This window comes from Aeromonas sp. LsrichE-8G (genome assembly GCF_022869435.1).
Classification (GTDB): Bacteria; Pseudomonadota; Gammaproteobacteria; order Enterobacterales; family Aeromonadaceae; genus Aeromonas; species Aeromonas caviae.
Map to the genome: position 1 here is coordinate 51,162 of NZ_JALIHH010000044.1, position 21,170 is coordinate 72,331.

General features: G+C 56.6%; 34 protein-coding genes. 31 read left to right on the forward strand and 3 right to left on the reverse strand.

Annotation, left to right across the window (positions count from 1 at the left end):
* Position 1 precedes the first annotated feature (1 nt).
* Positions 2-766 carry a putative metalloprotease CJM1_0395 family protein gene (locus MUW49_RS09225; RefSeq protein ID WP_182976163.1) on the forward strand — a complete coding sequence of 255 codons (765 nt, stop codon included), beginning with the start codon at positions 2-4 and terminating at the stop codon, positions 764-766.
* A gap of 58 nt (positions 767-824) precedes the next feature.
* On the opposite strand, the gene MUW49_RS09230 is transcribed toward MUW49_RS09225, so the two are convergent.
* A complete protein-coding gene (locus MUW49_RS09230) occupies positions 825-3,131 on the reverse strand; it encodes a Tex family protein (RefSeq protein ID WP_244812651.1) in 2,307 nt (768 codons plus the stop codon).
* Positions 3,132-3,399: 268 nt separating this feature from the next.
* The gene (gene greB, locus MUW49_RS09235) at positions 3,400-3,873 is read right to left on the reverse strand and encodes a transcription elongation factor GreB (RefSeq protein ID WP_045522388.1); all 474 of its coding nucleotides are present in this window, start codon (positions 3,871-3,873) and stop codon (positions 3,400-3,402) included.
* Positions 3,874-4,075: 202 nt separating this feature from the next.
* On the opposite strand from greB, the gene ompR reads away from it, so the two are divergent.
* The gene (gene ompR, locus MUW49_RS09240; protein WP_103858161.1) at positions 4,076-4,795 is read left to right on the forward strand and encodes a two-component system response regulator OmpR; all 720 of its coding nucleotides are present in this window, start codon (positions 4,076-4,078) and stop codon (positions 4,793-4,795) included.
* On the forward strand, positions 4,792-6,102 hold the full coding sequence (gene envZ / locus MUW49_RS09245) for a two-component system sensor histidine kinase EnvZ (RefSeq protein ID WP_010672557.1): 1,311 nt from the start codon (positions 4,792-4,794) through the stop codon (positions 6,100-6,102). Before ompR ends, envZ begins: the two co-directional genes overlap by 4 nt.
* Before the next feature lie 35 nt (positions 6,103-6,137).
* Here envZ and MUW49_RS09250 read toward each other — a convergent pair whose 3' ends face one another.
* Positions 6,138-7,052, reverse strand: a complete 915-nt coding sequence (locus tag MUW49_RS09250; RefSeq protein ID WP_244812652.1) for a DMT family transporter — start codon at positions 7,050-7,052, stop codon at positions 6,138-6,140.
* A gap of 354 nt (positions 7,053-7,406) precedes the next feature.
* On the opposite strand from MUW49_RS09250, the gene rpsJ reads away from it, so the two are divergent.
* From rpsJ to rplQ, 28 genes are all read left to right on the forward strand, one after another.
* Positions 7,407-7,718: a 30S ribosomal protein S10 gene (rpsJ, locus tag MUW49_RS09255; RefSeq protein WP_005307944.1), complete on the forward strand. Its 312-nt coding sequence runs from the start codon at positions 7,407-7,409 to the stop codon at positions 7,716-7,718.
* 22 nt (positions 7,719-7,740) lie between these two features.
* Positions 7,741-8,373, forward strand: a complete 633-nt coding sequence (gene rplC / locus MUW49_RS09260) for a 50S ribosomal protein L3 (RefSeq protein ID WP_010672559.1) — start codon at positions 7,741-7,743, stop codon at positions 8,371-8,373.
* Positions 8,374-8,390: 17 nt separating this feature from the next.
* Positions 8,391-8,996: a 50S ribosomal protein L4 gene (gene rplD, locus MUW49_RS09265; RefSeq protein WP_005340616.1), complete on the forward strand. Its 606-nt coding sequence runs from the start codon at positions 8,391-8,393 to the stop codon at positions 8,994-8,996.
* Complete coding sequence (gene rplW / locus MUW49_RS09270) at positions 8,996-9,295, forward strand: 50S ribosomal protein L23 (RefSeq protein ID WP_342690021.1); 300 nt, start codon at positions 8,996-8,998, stop codon at positions 9,293-9,295. The genes rplD and rplW overlap by 1 nt, the downstream gene beginning before the upstream one ends.
* Before the next feature lie 15 nt (positions 9,296-9,310).
* Positions 9,311-10,132 carry a 50S ribosomal protein L2 gene (gene rplB / locus MUW49_RS09275; protein WP_010672560.1) on the forward strand — a complete coding sequence of 274 codons (822 nt, stop codon included), beginning with the start codon at positions 9,311-9,313 and terminating at the stop codon, positions 10,130-10,132.
* Positions 10,133-10,154: 22 nt separating this feature from the next.
* Positions 10,155-10,433 (forward strand): 30S ribosomal protein S19, encoded by a 279-nt coding sequence (rpsS, locus tag MUW49_RS09280; RefSeq protein WP_005307960.1) that lies wholly within the window; start codon positions 10,155-10,157, stop codon positions 10,431-10,433.
* Between the two features lie 10 nt (positions 10,434-10,443).
* Positions 10,444-10,788, forward strand: a complete 345-nt coding sequence (gene rplV / locus MUW49_RS09285) for a 50S ribosomal protein L22 (protein WP_010672561.1) — start codon at positions 10,444-10,446, stop codon at positions 10,786-10,788.
* Between the two features lie 3 nt (positions 10,789-10,791).
* Positions 10,792-11,505 carry a 30S ribosomal protein S3 gene (gene rpsC, locus MUW49_RS09290; RefSeq protein ID WP_005331168.1) on the forward strand — a complete coding sequence of 238 codons (714 nt, stop codon included), beginning with the start codon at positions 10,792-10,794 and terminating at the stop codon, positions 11,503-11,505.
* Between the two features lie 13 nt (positions 11,506-11,518).
* Positions 11,519-11,932: a 50S ribosomal protein L16 gene (rplP, locus tag MUW49_RS09295; protein WP_010672562.1), complete on the forward strand. Its 414-nt coding sequence runs from the start codon at positions 11,519-11,521 to the stop codon at positions 11,930-11,932.
* Positions 11,932-12,123, forward strand: coding sequence for a 50S ribosomal protein L29 (gene rpmC / locus MUW49_RS09300; RefSeq protein ID WP_005307965.1), 192 nt, complete (start codon positions 11,932-11,934; stop codon positions 12,121-12,123). Before rplP ends, rpmC begins: the two co-directional genes overlap by 1 nt.
* Positions 12,123-12,371, forward strand: coding sequence for a 30S ribosomal protein S17 (rpsQ, locus tag MUW49_RS09305; RefSeq protein ID WP_005307966.1), 249 nt, complete (start codon positions 12,123-12,125; stop codon positions 12,369-12,371). The genes rpmC and rpsQ overlap by 1 nt, the downstream gene beginning before the upstream one ends.
* Positions 12,372-12,519: 148 nt before the next feature.
* Positions 12,520-12,888, forward strand: coding sequence for a 50S ribosomal protein L14 (gene rplN / locus MUW49_RS09310; protein WP_005307975.1), 369 nt, complete (start codon positions 12,520-12,522; stop codon positions 12,886-12,888).
* 11 nt (positions 12,889-12,899) lie between these two features.
* Entirely contained in the window at positions 12,900-13,217 is a 318-nt protein-coding gene (rplX, locus tag MUW49_RS09315; protein ID WP_005307977.1) for a 50S ribosomal protein L24, read from the forward strand.
* A gap of 13 nt (positions 13,218-13,230) precedes the next feature.
* Positions 13,231-13,770 (forward strand): 50S ribosomal protein L5, encoded by a 540-nt coding sequence (gene rplE, locus MUW49_RS09320; RefSeq protein ID WP_005331162.1) that lies wholly within the window; start codon positions 13,231-13,233, stop codon positions 13,768-13,770.
* 10 nt (positions 13,771-13,780) lie between these two features.
* On the forward strand, positions 13,781-14,086 hold the full coding sequence (gene rpsN, locus MUW49_RS09325) for a 30S ribosomal protein S14 (protein ID WP_005331161.1): 306 nt from the start codon (positions 13,781-13,783) through the stop codon (positions 14,084-14,086).
* A 19-nt stretch (positions 14,087-14,105) separates the two neighbouring features.
* Positions 14,106-14,498, forward strand: coding sequence for a 30S ribosomal protein S8 (rpsH, locus tag MUW49_RS09330; RefSeq protein ID WP_010672564.1), 393 nt, complete (start codon positions 14,106-14,108; stop codon positions 14,496-14,498).
* A 13-nt stretch (positions 14,499-14,511) separates the two neighbouring features.
* Positions 14,512-15,045 carry a 50S ribosomal protein L6 gene (gene rplF, locus MUW49_RS09335; RefSeq protein WP_010672565.1) on the forward strand — a complete coding sequence of 178 codons (534 nt, stop codon included), beginning with the start codon at positions 14,512-14,514 and terminating at the stop codon, positions 15,043-15,045.
* 9 nt (positions 15,046-15,054) lie between these two features.
* Complete coding sequence (gene rplR, locus MUW49_RS09340) at positions 15,055-15,408, forward strand: 50S ribosomal protein L18 (RefSeq protein ID WP_010672566.1); 354 nt, start codon at positions 15,055-15,057, stop codon at positions 15,406-15,408.
* Between the two features lie 14 nt (positions 15,409-15,422).
* The gene (gene rpsE / locus MUW49_RS09345; protein ID WP_005340605.1) at positions 15,423-15,923 is read left to right on the forward strand and encodes a 30S ribosomal protein S5; all 501 of its coding nucleotides are present in this window, start codon (positions 15,423-15,425) and stop codon (positions 15,921-15,923) included.
* Between the two features lie 6 nt (positions 15,924-15,929).
* Complete coding sequence (rpmD, locus tag MUW49_RS09350; RefSeq protein WP_005307985.1) at positions 15,930-16,109, forward strand: 50S ribosomal protein L30; 180 nt, start codon at positions 15,930-15,932, stop codon at positions 16,107-16,109.
* 2 nt (positions 16,110-16,111) lie between these two features.
* The gene (gene rplO / locus MUW49_RS09355; RefSeq protein ID WP_005307987.1) at positions 16,112-16,549 is read left to right on the forward strand and encodes a 50S ribosomal protein L15; all 438 of its coding nucleotides are present in this window, start codon (positions 16,112-16,114) and stop codon (positions 16,547-16,549) included.
* 8 nt (positions 16,550-16,557) lie between these two features.
* Positions 16,558-17,886 (forward strand): preprotein translocase subunit SecY, encoded by a 1,329-nt coding sequence (gene secY, locus MUW49_RS09360; protein WP_010672567.1) that lies wholly within the window; start codon positions 16,558-16,560, stop codon positions 17,884-17,886.
* Positions 17,887-17,913: 27 nt separating this feature from the next.
* On the forward strand, positions 17,914-18,027 hold the full coding sequence (gene rpmJ / locus MUW49_RS09365) for a 50S ribosomal protein L36 (protein WP_005319705.1): 114 nt from the start codon (positions 17,914-17,916) through the stop codon (positions 18,025-18,027).
* 139 nt (positions 18,028-18,166) lie between these two features.
* Positions 18,167-18,523, forward strand: coding sequence for a 30S ribosomal protein S13 (rpsM, locus tag MUW49_RS09370; RefSeq protein WP_024944692.1), 357 nt, complete (start codon positions 18,167-18,169; stop codon positions 18,521-18,523).
* Between the two features lie 14 nt (positions 18,524-18,537).
* Positions 18,538-18,927: a 30S ribosomal protein S11 gene (rpsK, locus tag MUW49_RS09375; RefSeq protein ID WP_005319702.1), complete on the forward strand. Its 390-nt coding sequence runs from the start codon at positions 18,538-18,540 to the stop codon at positions 18,925-18,927.
* A gap of 39 nt (positions 18,928-18,966) precedes the next feature.
* The gene (rpsD, locus tag MUW49_RS09380) at positions 18,967-19,587 is read left to right on the forward strand and encodes a 30S ribosomal protein S4 (protein WP_010672568.1); all 621 of its coding nucleotides are present in this window, start codon (positions 18,967-18,969) and stop codon (positions 19,585-19,587) included.
* 25 nt (positions 19,588-19,612) lie between these two features.
* Positions 19,613-20,602, forward strand: coding sequence for a DNA-directed RNA polymerase subunit alpha (gene rpoA / locus MUW49_RS09385; RefSeq protein ID WP_005307997.1), 990 nt, complete (start codon positions 19,613-19,615; stop codon positions 20,600-20,602).
* Positions 20,603-20,645: 43 nt separating this feature from the next.
* Positions 20,646-21,029, forward strand: coding sequence for a 50S ribosomal protein L17 (rplQ, locus tag MUW49_RS09390; RefSeq protein WP_005307999.1), 384 nt, complete (start codon positions 20,646-20,648; stop codon positions 21,027-21,029).
* Positions 21,030-21,170: the final 141 nt, after the last annotated feature.

A 21,170-nucleotide genomic window follows, 5' to 3' on the forward strand; every position in this document is an offset into this window, starting at 1 on the left:
CATGAACATCAACGTCAGTCTGCCGACCATCATCCCGAATCAACTGCAGCCGCAGACGGAATCGGCACAGACTGACAACCGCCGCGCAGAACTGGTGCCCCCCAGCCGCCAGAGCGAAGCGTCCAACGCCGAGTCCGGCGTCGGTTCCCAGAAAGAGAGATCCCGGGCCGCCCAGGCCAATCCCGCCGCCCCATCCTCGTCCACGAAAGAGAACGGCCAGACCGGCCCCGTGATGGTGGCGCACCGTTTTGTCGAGGCAACGGGGGAGGAGGGGGAGCGTCGACAACGTCAGGAGGGTGAACAGCAGGAGCAGCAAAAGCAGCAGCAGCGTCAGGTGGCTGCGCTGGTCGAACGGGATCTCGAAGTTCGCAAGCACGAGCAGGCGCACCAGGCAGCCGGCGGCGAGCATGCGGGAAGCCCTACCTACCAGTTTTCCCGTGGGCCGGATGGCAAGCGTTATGCCACCGGGGGGGAGGTGGTCATCGACATGGGGACCATTCCCGGGGATCCCGCCGCGACCATCGCCAAGATGCAGCAGGTGCGTGCCGCAGCACTGGCTCCCGATGAACCATCGTCACAAGACATGAGTGTGGCCCGTGCCGCCTCTGGCAAGGAGGCACAGGCCCGCAAGGATCTGATGACCCTCAGGCAGGAAACCACAGGCCCGCTCGGTGCTTATATGGACAATCGAAACCAGGTGATTGCCAGGCACTATCAGCAAGCGGTGAGGTCGGCCTCCCCGCATAGCCTGAGTCAGGACGTCTGATCCCGCTCCGTGCAGGCATGAAAAAGCCCCTTTCGGGGCTTTTTTGCATTCTGGGGGCTTATTTCTTCAGTTTCGACAGGGCAGCCGCGAAGGCGTTGCCCATGGCACCCTCGGTCGGAGTGCTCTGACGGGGCGCCTGTTTCGGTCGGGTGTTGCCGGTGTGACGCGGCTCGGCCGGTTTGCGGGCAGGCTGGCCGGCTTTTTCATCCAGACGCATGGTCAGACTGATGCGTTTGCGCGGTACGTCGACTTCCAGCACCTTTACCCGGACGATGTCACCGGCCTTGACCACCTCGCGGGGATCCTTGACGAAGCGATCGGTGAGGGAAGAAATGTGCACCAGCCCGTCCTGATGGACGCCGATGTCGACGAAGGCGCCGAAGTTGGTGACGTTGGTGACCACACCCTCCAGCACCATCTCGGGCACCAGATCGCTGATTTTCTCCACCCCTTCCTTGAAGGTGGCGGTCTTGAACTCGGGGCGCGGGTCGCGGCCTGGCTTGTCCAGCTCACCGATGATGTCGGTGACGGTAGGCACCCCGAACTGCTCATCGGTGTAGTCGGTGGGCTTGAGGGTGCGCAGCAGGCTGCTGTTGCCGAGCAGGCTGTCGACGGTCTGCTCCAGCTTGGCGAGGATCCGCTCCACCACCGGGTAGGATTCCGGGTGCACCGCCGAGCCGTCCAGCGGGTTGCTGCCGCCCCGAATGCGCAGGAAGCCGGCGCACTGCTCGAATGCCTTGGGCCCGAGTCGGCTTACTTTCAGCAGCTGCTGACGATGCTGGAAGGCGCCGTTCTCGTCGCGGTAGGCGACGATGTTCTGGGCCAGGGTCTGGGAGAGGCCGGAAACCCGGTTGAGCAGGGCGACCGAGGCGGTATTCACATCCACCCCCACCGCGTTCACGCAATCCTCGACCACCGCGTCGAGGCGGCGGGCCAGCTGGCTCTGGCCGACATCGTGCTGGTACTGACCGACACCTATGCTCTTGGGGTCGATCTTGACCAGTTCGGCCAGCGGATCCTGCAGCCGGCGAGCGATGGAGACGGCGCCACGAATGGAGACGTCGAGATCCGGGAATTCTTGGGAGGCGAGCTCGGAGGCGGAGTAGACCGATGCCCCCGCTTCACTCACCACAATCTTCTGCGCCTTGGCGGCCGGGTAGCGCTCGAACAGATCGCTCACCAGGCGGTCGGTTTCCCGGGATGCGGTGCCGTTGCCGATGCTGATGAGCTCGACCTTGTGCTTCTGGCACAGCTCGCTCAGGGTCTTGAGACTCTGGTCAACCTGGCGTTTGGGTTCGAACGGATAGATGGTCGCGTGATCGACCAGCTTGCCGGTGGCATCCACCACCGCCACCTTGACCCCGGTGCGGATGCCCGGATCCAGCCCCATGGTGCAGCGCATGCCGGCCGGCGCCGCCATCAGCAGATCCTTGAGGTTCATGGCGAATACCTTGATCGCCTCCTCTTCTGCCGACTCGCGGATGCGGCCGATGAGCTCGGTCTCCATCTGGAGCGATAGCTTGATCTTCCAGGTCCAGCTCACCACCCCCTGCAGCCACTTGTCGGCCGGGCGGTGTTGCAGGTTGAGCCTGAGGTGATGGGCGATGATCCCTTCGCAGGGGCTGGCGCTCTCGTCGTCGCCGGCAACCAGCGCCAGGTTGAGGATCCCCTCGTTGCGGCCGCGCAGCATGGCCAGCACCCGGTGGGAGGGGGCCTTGTGCAGGGGTTCGTCGTGTTCGAAGTAGTCCTTGAACTTGGCCCCTTCCTGCTCCTTGCCGGCCACCACGCGGGCACGCAGGGTGGCGTTGTGCCACAGGTAGTCCCGCAACTTCTCAAGGAGATCGGCCTGCTCGGCGAAGCGCTCCATCAGGATGTAACGGGCACCGTCGAGGGCGGCCTTGCCGTCGGTGATCCCCTGCTCGGCATTGAGGAAGCGAACCGCCTCCTGTTCGGGATCCTTCATGGGGTCACCCAGCAGCAAATCCGCCAGTGGCTCCAGCCCCGCCTCGATGGCCATCTGCCCCTTGGTGCGCCGCTTGGGCTTGTAGGGGAGGTAGAGGTCTTCCAGCCGGGTCTTGCTGTCGGCCTCGTTCAGCTCGCGGGCCAGTTCGGGGGTCAGTTTGCCCTGCTCTTCGATGGAGCGCAGGATCACCTGGCGGCGATCCGCCAGTTCACGCAGGTAGCCGAGGCGGCTCTCCAGGGTACGCAGCTGGCTGTCGTCCAGACCGCCGGTCACCTCTTTGCGGTAACGGGCGATGAAGGGAACGGTCGCGCCTTCGTCCAGCAGGCGAACGGCTGCCTGCACCTGTTCCGGGCGGGCATTCAGCTCACCGGCGATCTGATGTTCTATTACGTGGCTTTGCATCGAGGGTCTCTTGGTCGGGTCCTGTCTAACTGGCCAGCGTGGGGCTATGTCGCCGAGCAGGGGGTCTGTCCTGGCGATACTTTAGATACCTGCCAGGCCACTGCCGCGCGGGCCGGTTGGCGCCGCAAGGCGCCGGGTGTGAGCACTATATGGGGTCGGGCAGCGGGATGCCACCCCGGTAGAAATGACGTTTCTCATACCCGGTGGGCGGACATGCTCGGTCTCTCCTGGCCTTGTCAGCCGATTTGGCAGTCAGGGTCGGCCTGGCTTATTTGGGATAGCTGATCTCATTGACGTACCAGCAGGCGTCACCCACTGGCGTTTGCACCAAGGCTTCATCGCCCACCTCTTTCTTGAGCAGGGCACGGGCCATGGGGGAGTCGATGGAGATGTAATCCTTGCGGCCGAAGATCTCGTCATAGCCGACGATGCGAAAGCGCTTGGTCTCACCCTCGTCGTTTTCTACCTCGACCCAGGCGCCGAAGAAGACCTTGCCCTCCTGGGAGGGGGAGTAGTCGACTATGGTCAGCTCTTCCAGGCACTTGCGCAGGTAGCGAACCCGGCGGTCGATCTCCCGCAGGCGTTTCTTGTTGTACTGGTAATCGGCATTCTCGCTGCGATCACCCAGGCTCGCCGCCCAGGCCACTTTTTTGGTGACATCGGGCCTCTCCTCCCGCCAGAGCATGTCGTGCTCCTGCCGGAGCCTGGTGTAGCCTTCACGGGTAATGAGTTTGGTTTTCATGGGGTTATCACTCCCTCGCCAATTGCATCCGGTTGCTCGGGATCTTAGTCATTGTCGCCGCGCTGTCGAGCAAAAAGCAGAGCTGGCCATCCATCCCTCCCGGCTCCGGGGCCGAATGAGGGCAATAACCGGTAACATATTTATGCTTTGTGGTTGCAGGGGGCGGCTCTAGTATGAGGGGAGACAGAAAAGAGAGGTGGCAATGAGTCAGCAATACAAGGTCCTGGTGGTGGACGACGATCTAAAACTGCGTTCCTTGCTGGAGCGCTACCTCACCGAGCAGGGGTTTGTAGTGCGAGGTGTCGCCAACGGGGAGCAGGCCGATCGCCTGCTGACGCGTGAAAACTTCAGCCTGATGGTGCTTGATCTGATGCTGCCGGGGGAAGACGGCCTCTCCATCTGCCGCCGCCTGCGCGAGGCCGGCAACCAGATCCCTGTCTTGATGCTCACCGCCAAGGGGGACGAAGTGGATCGCATCGTCGGCCTGGAGATGGGGGCCGACGATTATCTGCCCAAGCCGTTCAACCCCCGTGAGCTGCTGGCCCGGATCCGCGCCGTGCTGCGCCGCCATACCGTGGAGCTGCCCGGCGCCCCTTCCGCGGCGGAGAAGATGGTAAGTTTCGGGGCCTACCAACTCAATCTGGCGACCCGTGAACTGAGCCGTGATGGCGAACCGGTTTCCCTGACCAGCGGGGAGTTCGCCGTGCTCAAGGTGCTGGTGAGTCATCCTCGCGAACCGCTCTCCCGTGACAAGCTGATGAACCTGGCCCGTGGTCGCGAGTACACGGCCACCGAGCGCAGCATTGATGTGCAGGTCTCCCGCCTGCGCCGCCTGCTGGAACAGGACCCGGCCCAGCCCCGCTATCTGCAGACTGTCTGGGGTCTGGGGTATGTGTTCGTACCGGACGGTGAGAACGCATGAAGAAAGTGGGCAGCATGTTCTCCCGTATGCTCTGGTTTCTGGCTGCCGTGCTGGTGGTCTATCAAGTCGTCTCCTACGTTACCTTCTACAACTACCTGCTGGCGCCGACCGTCAAGCAGATCAGCCACCTGCTGGCAAACCAGGTCAAACTCATCTTTCCGGTGGACAACAACCAGCTGGCGCTCAGTGAAGATGCCGAGGCGCTGGTCTATGTGACCACTGGCAGCGACATCTATACCCAGAGCGAGGCGGAGCAGCACGGGCTGAATGATTCCAAGCCCTACCCCTATCTGGAGCAGAGCATCAGCCGCGAATTGAAAGGGGATACCAGGGTCAGAGTTGAAATCCAGGATCACTACATCATCTGGATCCAGCCTCCCCAGGCCAGCCAGATGTGGGTTCGCATTCCCCTGACGGAAATTGAAGATGACGACATCGAACCGCTCATCCTCTATATGAGCGTCTTGCTGGTGGTGACCCTGTTTGCAGCCTGGCGTTTTGCCCGTCAGCTGGTGCGACCGCTGGAGGATCTGGAAGCGGGGGCCGTGGCGGTAGCGCGCGGCAACTTTCCCGATGCCCTGGGGGAGCAGGGCTCGCGGGAGGTGCGCCGCCTGACCCGCACCTTCAACCACATGTCGAGCTCCATCAAGGGGCTGATCGAGGAGCGCAACCTGATGATGGCCGGGGTATCCCACGATTTGCGCACCCCTCTCACCCGCATTCGTCTCGCAACCGAGATGATGTCCTCGGGGGATGAGTACCTCAAGGAGAGCATCAATGCGGACATCGATGAGTCGAACGGCATCATTGATCAGTTCATCGATTACATTCGCCCGAACGAGGGGCTCGATGCCCGGCCCGTCGACCTGACCCAGCTCATTCACGATGCGTTGCTGATGCAGACCGATCAGGGACTGGAAGTGGAGCTGCTCCTGCCGGAGGAGGCGGTGCGTGTGGCCTGCCATCCCATCAGCATTCGCCGTATCCTCAACAATCTGTCGGGCAACTCCCTGCGCTATGGTGCGACTCGGTTGCAGGCCGAGCTCAGGGATGATGGCCACTGGGTGCGGCTGCGACTCTCCGACAATGGCCCGGGGATTGCAGAAGAGGACTACTCCCGGGTGCTCAAGCCCTTCACCCAGGGTAATGTGGCGCGCACCGGTGGCGGGAGTGGGCTGGGGCTGGCCATCGTTGCCAAGATAGTCTCCCAGCATCACGGCACCATCAGGTTGGGGCGATCCGAACTGGGGGGCTTGCAGGTGGAGATCCGGCTACCCAAGAACCAGCCGCTGGAGTGGATGGATTGAAAGCAGGGCGTATCGAGGGATACGCCCTTTGTCTGTCAGGAGTGGGGGTCGCTCACCTTGCGGTAGCGCTTGCCATATTTGAGTTGCTGGATAAGCAGGGCGGCGACGATGAGAACCAGCCCGATGGGGGTTGCCGGGTGAATGGTTTCGCCGATCAACAGGTTGAGCAGCACCAGAGAGGCAAACGGCGAGATGAAGATGAGGTTGCTGATGGGGGCTGTGTTGGTGGCGTGGCGCAGGGCCATCAGCCAGAGCACGAAACCGAAGCCCATCTCGAACAGCCCCACATAGATGGCGCCGGCCCATCCCTGCCAGGCGGTCATGGCAAAGTCCGAGAGCAACCAGGTCGCCACGATGATGAAGGGCAGGCTGATGAGGAAGCCGAGCAGCAGGCTGACGACGGGATCCCCCTGATTGCGGGTGTTGAGGATCCAGTAACCGGCCCAGATCAGGGTCGACACCAGCGCCAGCGTGACGCCGAGGGGGCTGTCGAACTGTAGACCGAACACGTCCCCCCTGGTGGCGATCACCAGGGCGCCGAAATAGCCGAGCACGATGGCGACGCCATCGCGGCGGCGCAGCTTTTGACCGAGGAAGGGAACGGCCAGCAGGCTGAGGGTGATGGCCCAGGTGTAGTTGAGAGTCTGCGCCTGCTGGGCGGGCAGCAGATCATATGCCTTGAACAGCAGCAGGTAATAGAGGAAGGGGTTCAGGACCCCGAGAGCGAGGTAGTAGAGGGGGCGACTCTTGATGTAGTCGAGCAGTAGCGGCAGTTTGCCCTGACAGGCCACGATGCATCCCAGGGTCAGGGTCGAGGTGCTGGCGGCGACCAGCAGCAGCTGTACTGGTTCAAAGTAGGCGAGGGAGATCTTGAAGGCGCTGGCCACCGTGGACCAGAGGGCGACGGCACAGAGCCCGTACTGGTAGGCTTTCTTCTGATTCTTGAGCATGGGATGCGTTCCGCAAACAGGGGCGAGGGCGCAGTCTATCAGCCTGTTTGCAACATTGTCGTTACCGTCTCGCCGAGGGCGATGATTTGATCGCCTGGAGATCCATCCGCCACACAACATTGCGCACAATCTGTCCGCCTTCACTTGCGTGAGTGGAAAAAATCCGTATAATCCCCTCCGCTTGCCCATGAGGCAGCCAGACGATATGTCTGCTTGCTGAGCTTCCCGTTTACGAGTTGCCAGCCATACAGTCCTCCCGATATGGGAGGAAACGTGAAAAATCACACCTCTGGCGGGAGTAATCTCGGTCGGGCGGTGTTGATTTATGTTCTTTTATCTATTGGAGCTCTGTCAATGCAGAACCAAAGAATCCGTATCCGCCTGAAGGCTTTTGATCATCGCCTGATCGATCAATCCACTGCGGAAATCGTTGAAACTGCTAAGCGCACTGGCGCGCAGGTTCGCGGTCCTATCCCGCTGCCGACTCGCAAAGAGCGTTTCACCGTTCTGATCTCCCCGCACGTCAACAAAGACGCGCGTGATCAGTACGAGATCCGCACTCACAAGCGTCTGGTAGACATCGTTGAACCGACTGACAAGACCGTTGACGCTCTGATGCGTCTGGATCTGGCAGCTGGTGTAGACGTCCAGATCAGCCTGGGTTAATTACGGAAAGAGGTTGATAACAATGACAATCGGTCTTGTAGGTCGCAAAGTGGGTATGACTCGCATCTTCACTGAAGATGGCGTTTCTATCCCGGTGACTGTTATCGAAGTTGAAGCTAACCGTGTAACTCAGGTCAAATCTGTAGAAACCGACGGCTACAACGCTATTCAGGTTACCACTGGCGCCAAGAAAGCCAGCCGCGTAACCAAGCCGGAAGCTGGCCACTTCGCCAAAGCTGGTGTAGAAGCCGGTCGCGGTCTGTGGGAATTCCGCCTGAACAACGGTGAAACTTTCACTGTTGGTAGCGAGCTGAAAGTAGATCTTCTCGCTGACGTTAAGCTGGTAGACGTTACCGGCACATCCAAGGGTAAAGGTTTTGCCGGTACTGTTAAGCGCTGGAACTTCCGTACCCAGGATATGACCCACGGTAACTCCCTGTCCCACCGTGTACCTGGCTCCATCGGTCAAAACCAGACCCCGGGCCGTGTATTCAAGGGCAAGAAGATGGCTGGTCACATGGGTGCTGAGCGTGTAACGACTCAGAACCTGGAACTGGTTCGTGTTGACGCTGAACGCAACCTGCTGCTCATCAAAGGCGCAGTACCGGGTGCAACCAACGGCAACGTGATCGTCAAACCTGCCGTCAAAGCGTAACGTCTGAGGAGATAGTAATGGAATTGGTAATGAAAGACGCCAAGAGCGCTCTTGAAGTTTCCGAGACTACCTTCGGGCGCGAATTCAACGAAGCTCTGGTTCACCAGGTTGTCGTTGCATATGCCGCTGGTGCCCGTCAGGGTACTCGTGCGCAGCTGACTCGCTCTGAAGTGTCTGGTGGCGGCAAAAAGCCGTGGCGTCAGAAGGGTACTGGTCGTGCCCGTGCTGGCTCCATCCGTTCGCCCATCTGGCGTTCCGGTGGTGTGACCTTTGCTGCTAAGCCGCAAGATCACAGCCAGAAAGTAAACAAGAAGATGTACCGCGGCGCTATCCGTAGCATCCTGTCCGAGCTGGTACGTCAAGAGCGCCTGATCGTTGTTGAGAAGTTCGGCATCGAAGCGCCGAAGACCAAAGAACTGATCGCCAAGCTGAAAGAAATGGAACTGACTGACGTTCTGATCGTGACTGCTGAAGTCGATGAGAACCTGTTCCTGGCTGCTCGTAACCTGTACAAAGTTGACGTGCGTGACGTTGCCGGTATCGACCCGGTCAGCCTGATCGCTTTCGACAAGGTTCTGATGACTGCTGACGCAGTTAAGCAAATCGAGGAGATGCTGGCATGATCCGTGAAGAGCGTCTGCTGAAAGTTCTGAAGGCTCCGCACATCTCTGAAAAGAGCACCATGGTCGCAGAAAAGCAGAACACTATCGTGTTCAAAGTTGCTGTTGATGCCACCAAGGCGGAAGTCAAAGCTGCAGTTGCGAAACTGTTCGAGGTCGAAGTTGAGACCGTCCGTACCCTGAACATGAAGGGTAAGACCAAGCGCGCAGGTGCACGCGTAGGCCGTCGTTCCGATTGGAAAAAGGCTTATGTGACCCTGAAAGCTGGTCAGGACATCGACTTCATGGGCGCAGCCGAGTAAGAGGAGTTCTGAAAAATGGCAATCGTTAAGTGCAAGCCTACTTCTCCGGGCCGCCGCCACGTCGTCAAGATCGTCAACCAAGAGCTGTACAAGGGCAAGCCCTTCGCCGCTCTGCTGGACAGCAAAAGCAAGTCCGGTGGCCGTAACAACAACGGTCGTATCACCACTCGTCATATCGGTGGTGGTCACAAGCAACACTACCGTCTGATCGACTTCAAGCGCGACAAAGACGGCATTCCGGCCAAAGTTGAGCGTCTGGAATACGATCCTAACCGTACCGCAAACATCGCCCTGGTGCTGTATGCAGACGGTGAGCGTCGTTACATCCTGGCTCCGAAAGGCCTGAAAGCTGGTGATGCAATCGCCTCTGGTGCTGATGCTGCCATCAAGGTAGGTAACACCCTGCCGATGCGCAACATCCCGGTCGGTTCTACCGTTCACGCCGTTGAGATGAAGCCTGGTAAAGGTGCCCAGCTGGCTCGTTCCGCTGGTACTTTCATCCAGATCCTGGCTCGTGAAGGTAACTATGTAACTCTGCGTCTGCGTTCCGGCGAAGTACGTAAAGTTCTGGCCGAGTGCCGCGCTACCATCGGTGAAGTGGGTAACTCCGAGCACATGCTGCGTCAACTGGGTAAAGCTGGTGCTAACCGCTGGCGTGGTATTCGTCCGACCGTTCGCGGTATGGCGATGAACCCGGTTGATCACCCGCACGGTGGTGGTGAGGGTCGTAACAAGGGCATGCAGCCTGTGTCCCCATGGGGCCAGAAGGCTAAGGGCTTCAAGACCCGTAAGAACAAGCGTACCGACAAGTACATCGTACGTCGTCGTAACAAGTAATTGTTAACATAGAGGAATCACCATGCCACGTTCTCTCAAGAAGGGTCCATTTATCGACCTGCACTTGCTGAAGAAGGTAGAGAAAGCGGTGGAAAGCGGGGATAAAAAGCCGGTTAAGACCTGGTCCCGTCGTTCAATGATCATCCCGAACATGATCGGTTTGACCATCGCTGTCCATAATGGTCGTCAGCACGTTCCGGTTTTCGTTACCGAAGAAATGATCGGTCACAAACTGGGTGAATTCGCACCGACTCGTACTTATCGCGGCCATGCTGCTGATAAGAAGGCTAAGAAGCGCTAAGGGATAAATGATGGAAGCTATCGCTAAACACCGTTATGCCCGTACTTCTGCCCAGAAAGCTCGTCTGGTAGCCGATCAAGTACGTGGTCTGTCCGTAGACAAGGCTCTGAACATCCTGACCTTCAGCCCGAAAAAGGCTGCTGTTCTGGTGAAGAAAGTGCTGGAATCTGCCATTGCCAACGCTGAGCACAACGAAGGTGCCGATATCGACACCCTGCGTGTTGCCACCATCATGGTAGACGAAGGTCCCTCCATGAAGCGCATCCGCCCGCGTGCCAAAGGTCGCGCGGATCGTATCCTCAAGCGTACCGCTCACATCACTGTAGTGGTATCCGACGCTAAGGCTGGGAGATAAGCAATGGGTCAGAAAGTACATCCTAATGGCATTCGCCTGGGTATTACCAAGCCTTGGAATTCTACCTGGTTCGCGAACACCAAAGACTTCGCTGACAACCTGTACAGCGATTTCCAAGTACGCCAGTTCCTGACCAAGGAGCTGAAAAACGCTTCCTTGTCCAAGATCACCATCGAGCGTCCGGCCAAGAGCATCCGTGTGACCATTCACACCGCTCGTCCGGGTGTCGTGATCGGCAAGAAAGGCGAAGACGTTGAAAAACTGCGCAAAGCTGTAGCCGCAATCGCTGGCGTGCCTGCTCAGATCAACATTTCCGAAGTCCGCAAGCCGGAGCTGGATGGCAAACTGGTTGCCGACAGCATCACTTCCCAGCTGGAGCGTCGCGTAATGTTCCGTCGTGCTATGAAGCGCGCCGTACAGAACGCCATGCGCCTGGGTGCCAAGGGCATCAAAGTGGAAGTTTCCGGTCGTCTGGGCGGTGCTGAAATCGCGCGTACCGAATGGTACCGTGAAGGTCGTGTGCCCCTGCACACCCTGCGCGCCGACATCGACTACGCAACTTCTGAAGCCCACACCACTTACGGTGTGATCGGCGTTAAAGTTTGGATCTTCAAGGGCGAAGTTCTGGGCGGTCTGGCTGCAGTCAATGCTGCCGCTGCTCAAGAGCAAGCTCCTGCGAAGCCCAAGCGTGACAACAAGCGCCGCGCTGCCAAGTAAGGAGATTCGGTAAATGTTGCAACCTAAGCGTACTAAATTCCGCAAGACCCACAAGGGTCGTAACCGCGGTCTGGCCAATGCCGGTAACGAAGTATCCTTCGGTACCTTTGGCCTGAAGGCGACATCTCGTGGTCAACTGACTGCTCGTCAAATCGAAGCAGCCCGTCGTGCCATGACCCGTCACGTTAAGCGTCAAGGCAAGATCTGGATCCGTGTGTTCCCGGACAAGCCCATCACCGAAAAGCCCCTCGAAGTTCGTATGGGTAAAGGTAAGGGTAACGTGGAATACTGGGTTTGCCCGATCCAGCCTGGCAAGGTTCTGTACGAGATGGATGGTGTACCTGAGGCTCTGGCGCGTGAAGCGTTTGCCCTGGCCGCAGCTAAGCTGTCTGTTCAGACCACTTTCGTAATTAAGACGGTGATGTGATGAAAGCCCAAGATCTGCGTCAAAAGAGCGTCGAAGAACTGAACCAGGAGCTGCTGGGTCTGCTGCGTGAGCAATTCAACATGCGCATGCAAGCTTCCACCGGCCAGCTGGCTCAGACTCACACTCTGAAACAAGTGCGTCGTGACGTCGCACGTATCAAGACTGTACTGACTGAGAAGGCAGGTGCGTAATGACTGACAAGATCCGTACTCTGCAAGGTCGTGTAATTAGCGACAAGATGGACAAATCCATCACCGTCGCTATCGAGCGCAAGGTAAAGCACCCGATCTACGGTAAGATCATCAAGCGCACTACCAAGCTGCACGTGCATGACGAGAACAACGAGTGCAAGGCTGGCGATCTCGTGGAAATCCGCGAGTGCCGCCCGCTGTCCAAGACCAAGTCCTGGACCCTGGTTGCTGTCGTAGAAAAGGCCTAATTCGGTACTTTTTAGCCCAAACGGCCCCCCATCGGGGCCGTTTGTTTTTTAGGCTACCTTTTCAAAAATAGCTGTGTTATAGTTTCGCGCCTTTTGAAGGCAGCCAGATCCCATCAGGGATAAGAAGTAAACAAAGCGGAGCACTAAGATGATCCAGATGCAAAGTATGCTGGGTGTTGCCGACAACTCCGGCGCTCGCAGTGTAATGTGTATTAAGGTTCTGGGTGGTTCGCACCGCCGTTATGCCGGCATCGGCGACATCATCAAGGTTTCCATCAAGGAAGCCATTCCTCGCGGTAAAGTGAAGAAAGGTGATGTGTATAACGCGGTGGTCGTACGCACCCGTAAAGGCGTTCGTCGTCCGGACGGCTCTGTCATCCGTTTCGACAACAATGCGGCTGTGTTGCTTAACAACAACCAACAGCCAATCGGTACTCGTATTTTTGGCCCGGTGACCCGTGAACTCCGTAACGAGAAGTTCATGAAGATTGTGTCCCTGGCACCCGAAGTACTGTAAGGAGTCGAACGATGGCAGCTAAAATCCGTCGCGAAGACGAAGTAATTGTTCTTACCGGCAAAGACAAGGGCAAGCGTGGCAAAGTCACTCAAGTCCTGATTGCAAAAGGTAAGGTAATCGTGGAAGGCATCAACCAGGTGAAGAAACACCAAAAGCCGGTACCCGCACTGGGTCAGGCTGGCGGCATCGTCACCAAAGAAGCCCCCATCGATGTATCTAACGTCGCGCTGTTCAACTCTGCCACTGGCAAGGCTGACCGCGTTGGTTTCCGGATTGAAGACGGCAAGAAAGTCCGTTTCTTCAAATCCACCGGCGAACTTGTGAAGTAATTGGAGTTTAACGATGGCGAAACTGCATGATTACTACAAATCCGATGTAGTAAATGAACTGTCCAAGCAGTTCGGTTACAAGACTATCATGCAAGTCCCTCGGATCGAGAAAATCACCCTGAACATGGGTGTTGGTGAAGCGATCTCTGACAAGAAATTGCTGGAAAATGCTGCTGCCGATATGGCTGCCATTTCCGGTCAGAAGCCGCTGATCACCAAAGCACGCAAATCTGTTGCGGGCTTCAAGATTCGTGAAGGCTACCCGATAGGTTGTAAAGTAACCCTGCGTGGCGAGCGTATGTGGGAGTTCCTGGAACGGCTGATTTGCATCTCCGTACCGCGTATCCGTGACTTCCGTGGTCTGAACGCCAAGGCGTTCGATGGCCGTGGTAACTACTCCATGGGCGTGCGTGAGCAAATCATCTTCCCGGAAATCGACTATGACAAGGTCGATCGCGTCCGTGGTCTGGATATCACCATCACCACTTCCGCGAATACCGACGAAGAAGGCCGTGCTCTGCTGGCTGCCTTTAACTTCCCATTCCGCAAGTAAGGTTAGGGTTATGGCTAAAACATCCATGAAAGCACGTGAAGCAAAGCGTGCGAAGCTGGCAGCCAAGTTCGCGACCAAGCGTACCGAGCTGAAAGCTATCATCGTTGATATGAACGCTTCTGAAGAAGCGCGTTGGGATGCTGTCTTGCAACTGCAACAGCTGCCCCGTGATTCCAGTCCGTCCCGCCAGCGTAACCGTTGCAACATCACTGGTCGTCCGCACGGTTTCCTGCGGAAGTTTGGCCTCTCTCGCATCAAGGTGCGTGAGCATGCCATGAAGGGCGAAATTCCGGGCCTCAAAAAGGCCTCTTGGTAAGAATCTCGGGAGTTAGACTATGAGCATGCAAGATCCGATCGCGGATATGCTGACCCGCATCCGTAACGGTCAGGCGGCGAGCAAAGTTGCGGTTTCCATGCCTTCTTCCAAGCTGAAAGTGGCTATCGCCAAAGTGCTGAAAGAAGAAGGTTACATCGCTGGCTACAACGTAGCTGGTGACGTGAAACCGGAACTGGAAATCGAACTGAAGTATTTCCAGGGCAAGCCGGTTGTAGAACTGATCCAACGCGTGAGCCGTCCCGGCCTGCGTATTTACAAGCGCACTACTGATCTGCCGAAAGTCATGGGCGGTCTCGGTGTTGCTATCGTGTCCACGTCTAAAGGTGTGATGACCGACCGTGCTGCCCGCAAGGCAAGCATGGGTGGTGAGATCATCTGCTACGTCGCTTAATAGGAGGTCGGAAATGTCTCGCGTTGCTAAGGCACCCGTCACTATTCCTGCTGGCGTAGAGGTGACTCTGAACGGCCAAGAACTGTCCATCAAAGGTGGCAAGGGTTCCCTGGTTCGTTCCATCCACGCCGGTGTAGAAGTGACCAAAGAAGACAATGTACTGAAGTTCGCCCCGCGCGATGGCATCGCTGGTGCTGACGCTCAGGCCGGTACTGCCCGTGCATTGGTCAATAACATGGTAGTCGGTGTTACCCAAGGCTTCGAGCGCAAGCTGCAGCTGGTTGGTGTAGGTTACAAAGCCTCCATCAAGGGCAATGCTGTTGCGCTGGCACTGGGCTTCTCTCACCCGGTAGAGCATGCGCTGCCGGCTGGTGTCACCGCTGAATGTCCGTCCGCCACCGAGATCGTTCTGCGTGGTGTGGACAAGCAGCTGGTTGGCCAAGTCGCCGCCGATATCCGTGCTTACCGCGCTCCGGAGCCCTACAAGGGCAAGGGTGTACGCTATGCCAACGAGCAAGTGCGTACTAAAGAAGCTAAGAAGAAGTAAGGTAACACTATGGACAAGAAAGCAGCTCGTCTCCGTCGTGCTACTCGTGCTCGGAAAAAGATGCAGGAACTGGGAGCTACCCGTCTGGTTGTTCACCGTACCCCGCGTCATATCTATGCGCAGGTTATTGCAGCCAACGGTTCCGAAGTTCTGGCCTCTGCTTCCACAGTAGAGAAAGCCATCAGTGAAGCTCTGAAATACACCGGTAACGCAGATGCTGCTACCGCTGTAGGTAAGGCTATCGCTGAGCGTGCTATTGCCAAAGGCGTTCAGAACGTATCTTTCGATCGTTCCGGTTTCAAGTATCACGGTCGTGTAGCCGCTCTGGCTGCCGCTGCTCGTGACGCTGGTCTTCAGTTCTAAGCTAGGAGTCGAAGATGGCTAAAGTCGAATCTCAAGCCGGCGAACTGCAAGAAAAGCTCATTGCAGTAAACCGTGTTTCGAAAACTGTTAAAGGTGGTCGTATCATGTCCTTCACCGCGTTGACCGTGGTGGGTGATGGTAACGGCCGTGTAGGTTACGGTTACGGTAAGGCACGTGAAGTTCCGGCCGCCATTCAAAAGGCGATGGAACAGGCTAAGCGTAACCTGAACAAGGTTGAGCTGAACAACGGCACCCTGCACCACCCGGTGCGTGGCGTTCACTCTGGTTCCACCGTGTTCATGAAGCCGGCCTCCCAAGGTACTGGTATCATTGCAGGCGGCGCCATGCGTGCCGTACTGGAAGTTGCTGGTATCCACAACGTGCTGGCCAAGACCTACGGTTCCACCAACCCAATCAACGTTGTTCGCGCAACTGTCGACGCTCTGGTTCACGGTCAATCACCGGAACAGATCGCGGCCAAGCGTGGTCTGCGCGTTGAAGAAATTCTGGGGTAATGCGACATGGCTAACACTGTAAAAGTAACTCAAACTCGCAGCTCTATCGGCCGTCTGCCAAAGCACAAGGCGACTCTGCGTGGTCTGGGTCTGCGTCGCATTGGTCACACCGTTGAGCTGGAAGATACTCCCTGCGTACGCGGCATGATCAACCAGGTTTATTACATGGTTAAGGTGGAGGGCTAAGCATGCGTCTGAATACTCTGTCTCCGGCCGCTGGCTCCAAGCGCGTCAAGCACCGTCCGGGCCGTGGTATCGGTTCTGGTCTGGGCAAGACCGGTGGTCGTGGTGTTAAAGGTCAGACCTCTCGTTCCGGTGGCGGCAAGGTCCGCAACGGTTTCGAAGGCGGCCAGATGCCTTTGAAAATCCGTCTGCCGAAGTTCGGTTTCTTCTCTCGCAAATCTTTGGTTTCTGCCGAAGTGCGCCTGAACGAAATCGCCCTGGTAGAAGGTGATGTGGTCGACGTGAGCACTCTGAAGCAAGCCGGTGTTATTACCAAAAACATCGTGTTCGCTAAAGTTGTTCTGTCTGGCAACATTGACCGTGCTGTGACCGTTCGTGGTCTGTCCGTCACCAAGGGTGCACGTGCAGCCATCGAGGCCGCTGGCGGTAAAATCGAGGAATAATCAGTACAATGGCTAAGAAACCAGGATTGGATGTTAAAGCACAAGGTGGTCTGAGCGAACTGAAGAGCCGTCTGCTCTTCGTTCTCGGGGCAATTATCGTGTTCCGTGCAGGCTCTTATGTGCCGATCCCTGGTATTGACGCCGCCGTACTGGCCGAGTTGTTCCAACAACAGAAGGGCACCATCATTGAGATGTTCAACATGTTCAGTGGTGGTGCACTCTCGCGTGCTTCTATTCTTGCACTGGGGATCATGCCGTACATTTCGGCGTCGATTATTATCCAGCTGCTGACTGTGGTTCACCCTGCTCTTGCTGAACTCAAGAAAGAAGGTGAATCCGGCCGTCGCAAGATTAGCCAATATACCCGTTGGGGCACGCTGGTTTTGGGAACGTTCCAGGCCATTGGTATTGCAACAGGTCTGCCGAATATGATGCAAGGACTCGTGACTCATCCGGGTTTGGGCTTCTATTTCACAGCCGTTGTGAGTCTGGTCACCGGTACCATGTTCTTGATGTGGTTGGGTGAACAGATTACCGAGCGTGGGATTGGTAATGGTATCTCGTTGATTATCTTCACAGGTATCGTCGCCGGTCTGCCTCATGCCATTGGCGCTACGGCCGAACAGGCACGTCAAGGGGAATTGCACATCCTGCTGTTGTTGTTGCTGGGCTTGATTGTTTTCGCTGTGACTTACTTTGTGGTGTTCGTGGAGCGTGGTCAGCGTCGTATCGTCGTTAACTATGCCAAGCGTCAACAAGGCCGCCAGGTATTCGCTGCGCAAAGCACACACCTGCCGTTGAAAGTGAATATGGCCGGTGTGATTCCTGCGATTTTCGCATCCAGCATCATCCTCTTCCCGGGTACCATTACCTCCTGGTTTGGTCAGGGCGAGGGCAAGATCGCTGACATTCTGCAACAGGTCTCTATGGTCCTGCAGCCGGGTCAGCCCTTGTACGAGATGCTCTATGCAGCAGCCATTATCTTCTTCTGCTTCTTCTATACCGCGCTGGTGTTCAACCCCCGCGAGACAGCAGATAACCTGAAGAAGAGTGGAGCCTTTATCCCGGGGATCCGCCCGGGCGAGCAGACAGCACGTTACATCGATAAGGTTATGACTCGCCTGACATTGGCAGGTGCGCTCTATATTACCTTTATCTGTCTGGTACCCCAGTTCCTGATGACTGCCTGGAACGTACAGTTCTACTTCGGTGGCACCTCGCTGCTGATTATCGTGGTAGTTATCATGGACTTCATGGCTCAGGTTCAGACCCATATGATGTCTCATCAATATGGCGACGTCCTGAGGAAGGCCAACCTGAAGGGCTACGGCCGCTAAAGGTCGGCGTAGTTACGGAGTTAAGCAATGAAAGTTCGTGCTTCCGTTAAGGCAATCTGCCGTAACTGCAAAATCATCAAGCGTCACGGTGTGGTGCGTGTGATTTGCAGCGAGCCAAAGCATAAACAGCGCCAAGGCTAATTTTTTACGGTTAGTACTTGCAACAAATAGTTGTGCTGGCTAATATAGCCAGCCAACTTTTGTTGTGTATTGGTTGACCGCCACGTATCCGCTCACGGGCTTTGTGGTGGTCGTTATCTACTATATGTAGGAGTGAATAGTGGCCCGTATCGCTGGCATTAACATTCCTGACCATAAACATGCAGTCATTGCACTGACTGCTATTTATGGCGTCGGTCGTACCCGCTCCAAGGCCATCTGTGCCGCAGCCGGTATCGCTGAGAATGTGAAAATTAAAGACCTGGACGAAGCTCAGATCGAGAATCTGCGTGAACAAGTAGGTAAATTCACCGTCGAAGGTGACCTGCGTCGTCAGATTTCCATGAACATCAAGCGATTGATGGATCTGGGTTGCTACCGTGGTTTGCGTCACCGTCGTAGCCTGCCTGTTCGTGGTCAACGTACCAAGACCAACGCTCGTACCCGTAAGGGTCCGCGCAAGGCTATCAAGAAGTAACGGGAAGGTAGAAAATGGCTAAAACTCCGACTCGTGCTCGCAAGCGCGTTAAAAAGCAAGTGAGCGACGGTATTGCGCACGTTCATGCATCTTTCAACAACACAATCGTGACCATTACTGACCGTCAGGGCAATGCTCTGTCTTGGGCTACCTCTGGTGGTTCCGGTTTCCGTGGTTCCCGTAAGTCCACTCCGTTTGCTGCCCAGGTAGCTGCTGAGCGTGCTGGTGAGATCGCCAAAGAATACGGCGTGAAGAACCTGGAAGTCATGGTCAAAGGTCCGGGTCCCGGTCGTGAGTCTTCCATCCGCGCTCTGAACGCGGCTGGTTTCCGCATCACTAACATTACTGATGTGACTCCGATCCCGCACAACGGTTGTCGTCCTCCCAAGAAGCGCCGCGTGTAACGCTGTAGCTACTTGGTCTAGGATTGTTGGAGAAAGAAGATGGCAAGATATATCGGTCCTAAGCTTAAGCTTAGCCGTCGTGAGGGCACCGACCTCTTCCTGAAGTCTGGTGTTCGTGCGATTGATTCTAAGTGCAAGATTGACACCGTTCCTGGTCAACACGGTGCGCGTAAAGCGCGTCTGTCCGACTACGGTGTGCAACTGCGCGAGAAACAAAAAGTACGTCGTATCTACGGCGTATTGGAAAAACAGTTCCGCAACTACTACCGCGACGCTGCCCGTCAAAAGGGTAACACCGGTGAAAACCTGTTGCAGCTGCTGGAAGGTCGTCTGGACAACGTCGTCTACCGCATGGGCTTCGGCGCCACTCGTGCTGAATCTCGTCAGCTGGTGAGCCACAAAGCCATCATGGTAAACGGCCGCGTTGTGAATGTTCCTTCTTTCCAGGTATCCCCTGAGGACGTGATCTGCGTTCGCGAGAAGGCTAAGAAGCAAGCGCGTATCAAAGCTTCCCTGGAAGTTGCTGGTCAGCGCGAGAAGCCGACTTGGGTAGAGGTTGACGCTGCTAAGATGGAAGGTGCCTTCAAGCGCCTGCCGGAGCGTTCCGACCTGTCTGCCGACATTAACGAACAGCTGATCGTCGAGCTTTACTCCAAGTAAAGCTAGCTTCTAAAGAGAGGACACAATGCTGGGTTCTGTAACAGATTTTCTTAAACCGCGGCTAGTTGACATCGAGCAAGTTAGCCCGACTCACGCGAAAGTGACTCTCGAGCCGCTTGAGCGTGGCTTTGGCCACACGCTGGGCAATGCCCTGCGTCGTATTTTGCTGTCATCTATGCCCGGTTGTGCGGTTACTGAAGTCGAGATCGACGGAGTACTGCACGAGTACAGCAGCAAAGAAGGTGTACAGGAAGACATTCTTGAAATCCTGCTCAACCTGAAAGGTATCGCTGTGAAGCTGGAAGGCAAGGACGAGGTAACTCTGTCCCTGACCAAGTCTGGAACAGGCCCCGTTACCGCTGGTGATATCACTCACGGTGATGAAGTCGAGATCGTAAACCCGGAGCACGTAATCTGCCACCTGACTGGTGCAAATGCTGAGATCAGCATGCGCCTGAAAGTTCAGCGCGGTCGTGGTTATGTGCCTGCTTCTGCTCGTGTTCACAACGATGATGAAGAGCGTCCCATCGGTCGCCTGCTGCTGGACTCCGCGTTCAGCCCCATCGTTCGCATCGCCTACAATGTCGAGGCGGCACGTGTGGAACAGCGCACCGACTTGGACAAGCTGGTTATCGACATGGAGACCAATGGTACTCTGGATCCGGAAGAAGCCATCCGTCGTTCCGCCACTATTCTGGCAGAGCAACTGGAAGCCTTCGTGGATCTGCGCGATGTCAGCGTGCCCGAGAAGAAAGAAGAGAAACCCGAGTTTGATCCGATTCTGCTGCGTCCTGTCGATGATTTGGAGCTGACAGTTCGTTCAGCGAACTGTCTGAAGGCAGAAGCTATCCACTATATTGGTGATCTGGTACAGCGTACCGAAGTTGAGTTGCTTAAGACTCCTAACCTCGGTAAGAAGTCCCTGACTGAGATCAAGGACGTGTTGGCCTCCCGTGGTCTGTCTCTTGGCATGCGCCTTGAGAACTGGCCGCCCGCCAGCATCGCTGACGAGTAATCCAGATTACGGGTTTCACAGATTTAGTTAGAAGGATAAGGTCATGCGCCATCGTTTGAGTGGTCGTCAACTGAACCGGAACAGCAGCCATCGTCAGGCTATGTTCCGCAACATGGCCAGCTCCCTGGTTCGTCATGAGATCATCAAGACGACTCTGCCTAAGGCAAAAGAGCTGCGTCGTGTAGTTGAACCGCTGATCACCCTTGCCAAGACTGATAGCGTTGCTAATCGTCGCCTGGCATTTGCCCGTACTCGCGATAACGCGATCGTGGCTAAGCTGTTCAATGAACTGGGCCCGCGCTACCTGGAGCGCGCCGGCGGTTATACTCGCATTCTGAAATGCGGTTTCCGTGCTGGCGACAACGCTCCTATGGCTTACATTGAGCTGGTAGACCGCCCGGCCGCTGCTGAAGCAGCTGCTGAGTGATAAAAGAAAAAGCCGGGCTTGTCCCGGCTTTTCTTTTAGTTGATTCTGATACTGCCTCTACTGCCTCTACTGCCTCTACTGCCTCTACTGCCTCTACTGCCTCTACTGCCTCTACTGCCTCTACTGCCTCTACTGCCTCTA

What these genes read in the sequence shown, in the direction of transcription:
- MUW49_RS09225 (WP_182976163.1), top strand. Translation starts at nt 2, where the DNA reads ATGAACATCAACGTCAGTCTGCCGACCATCATCCCGAATCAACTGCAG.
- MUW49_RS09230 (WP_244812651.1), bottom strand. Translation starts at nt 3,131, where the DNA reads ATGCAAAGCCACGTAATAGAACATCAGATCGCCGGTGAGCTGAATGCC.
- greB (WP_045522388.1), bottom strand. Translation starts at nt 3,873, where the DNA reads ATGAAAACCAAACTCATTACCCGTGAAGGCTACACCAGGCTCCGGCAG.
- ompR (WP_103858161.1), top strand. Translation starts at nt 4,076, where the DNA reads ATGAGTCAGCAATACAAGGTCCTGGTGGTGGACGACGATCTAAAACTG.
- envZ (WP_010672557.1), top strand. Translation starts at nt 4,792, where the DNA reads ATGAAGAAAGTGGGCAGCATGTTCTCCCGTATGCTCTGGTTTCTGGCT.
- MUW49_RS09250 (WP_244812652.1), bottom strand. Translation starts at nt 7,052, where the DNA reads ATGCTCAAGAATCAGAAGAAAGCCTACCAGTACGGGCTCTGTGCCGTC.
- rpsJ (WP_005307944.1), top strand. Translation starts at nt 7,407, where the DNA reads ATGCAGAACCAAAGAATCCGTATCCGCCTGAAGGCTTTTGATCATCGC.
- rplC (WP_010672559.1), top strand. Translation starts at nt 7,741, where the DNA reads ATGACAATCGGTCTTGTAGGTCGCAAAGTGGGTATGACTCGCATCTTC.
- rplD (WP_005340616.1), top strand. Translation starts at nt 8,391, where the DNA reads ATGGAATTGGTAATGAAAGACGCCAAGAGCGCTCTTGAAGTTTCCGAG.
- rplB (WP_010672560.1), top strand. Translation starts at nt 9,311, where the DNA reads ATGGCAATCGTTAAGTGCAAGCCTACTTCTCCGGGCCGCCGCCACGTC.
- rpsS (WP_005307960.1), top strand. Translation starts at nt 10,155, where the DNA reads ATGCCACGTTCTCTCAAGAAGGGTCCATTTATCGACCTGCACTTGCTG.
- rplV (WP_010672561.1), top strand. Translation starts at nt 10,444, where the DNA reads ATGGAAGCTATCGCTAAACACCGTTATGCCCGTACTTCTGCCCAGAAA.
- rpsC (WP_005331168.1), top strand. Translation starts at nt 10,792, where the DNA reads ATGGGTCAGAAAGTACATCCTAATGGCATTCGCCTGGGTATTACCAAG.
- rplP (WP_010672562.1), top strand. Translation starts at nt 11,519, where the DNA reads ATGTTGCAACCTAAGCGTACTAAATTCCGCAAGACCCACAAGGGTCGT.
- rpmC (WP_005307965.1), top strand. Translation starts at nt 11,932, where the DNA reads ATGAAAGCCCAAGATCTGCGTCAAAAGAGCGTCGAAGAACTGAACCAG.
- rpsQ (WP_005307966.1), top strand. Translation starts at nt 12,123, where the DNA reads ATGACTGACAAGATCCGTACTCTGCAAGGTCGTGTAATTAGCGACAAG.
- rplN (WP_005307975.1), top strand. Translation starts at nt 12,520, where the DNA reads ATGATCCAGATGCAAAGTATGCTGGGTGTTGCCGACAACTCCGGCGCT.
- rplX (WP_005307977.1), top strand. Translation starts at nt 12,900, where the DNA reads ATGGCAGCTAAAATCCGTCGCGAAGACGAAGTAATTGTTCTTACCGGC.
- rplE (WP_005331162.1), top strand. Translation starts at nt 13,231, where the DNA reads ATGGCGAAACTGCATGATTACTACAAATCCGATGTAGTAAATGAACTG.
- rpsN (WP_005331161.1), top strand. Translation starts at nt 13,781, where the DNA reads ATGGCTAAAACATCCATGAAAGCACGTGAAGCAAAGCGTGCGAAGCTG.
- rpsH (WP_010672564.1), top strand. Translation starts at nt 14,106, where the DNA reads ATGAGCATGCAAGATCCGATCGCGGATATGCTGACCCGCATCCGTAAC.
- rplF (WP_010672565.1), top strand. Translation starts at nt 14,512, where the DNA reads ATGTCTCGCGTTGCTAAGGCACCCGTCACTATTCCTGCTGGCGTAGAG.
- rplR (WP_010672566.1), top strand. Translation starts at nt 15,055, where the DNA reads ATGGACAAGAAAGCAGCTCGTCTCCGTCGTGCTACTCGTGCTCGGAAA.
- rpsE (WP_005340605.1), top strand. Translation starts at nt 15,423, where the DNA reads ATGGCTAAAGTCGAATCTCAAGCCGGCGAACTGCAAGAAAAGCTCATT.
- rpmD (WP_005307985.1), top strand. Translation starts at nt 15,930, where the DNA reads ATGGCTAACACTGTAAAAGTAACTCAAACTCGCAGCTCTATCGGCCGT.
- rplO (WP_005307987.1), top strand. Translation starts at nt 16,112, where the DNA reads ATGCGTCTGAATACTCTGTCTCCGGCCGCTGGCTCCAAGCGCGTCAAG.
- secY (WP_010672567.1), top strand. Translation starts at nt 16,558, where the DNA reads ATGGCTAAGAAACCAGGATTGGATGTTAAAGCACAAGGTGGTCTGAGC.
- rpmJ (WP_005319705.1), top strand. Translation starts at nt 17,914, where the DNA reads ATGAAAGTTCGTGCTTCCGTTAAGGCAATCTGCCGTAACTGCAAAATC.
- rpsK (WP_005319702.1), top strand. Translation starts at nt 18,538, where the DNA reads ATGGCTAAAACTCCGACTCGTGCTCGCAAGCGCGTTAAAAAGCAAGTG.
- rpsD (WP_010672568.1), top strand. Translation starts at nt 18,967, where the DNA reads ATGGCAAGATATATCGGTCCTAAGCTTAAGCTTAGCCGTCGTGAGGGC.
- rpoA (WP_005307997.1), top strand. Translation starts at nt 19,613, where the DNA reads ATGCTGGGTTCTGTAACAGATTTTCTTAAACCGCGGCTAGTTGACATC.
- rplQ (WP_005307999.1), top strand. Translation starts at nt 20,646, where the DNA reads ATGCGCCATCGTTTGAGTGGTCGTCAACTGAACCGGAACAGCAGCCAT.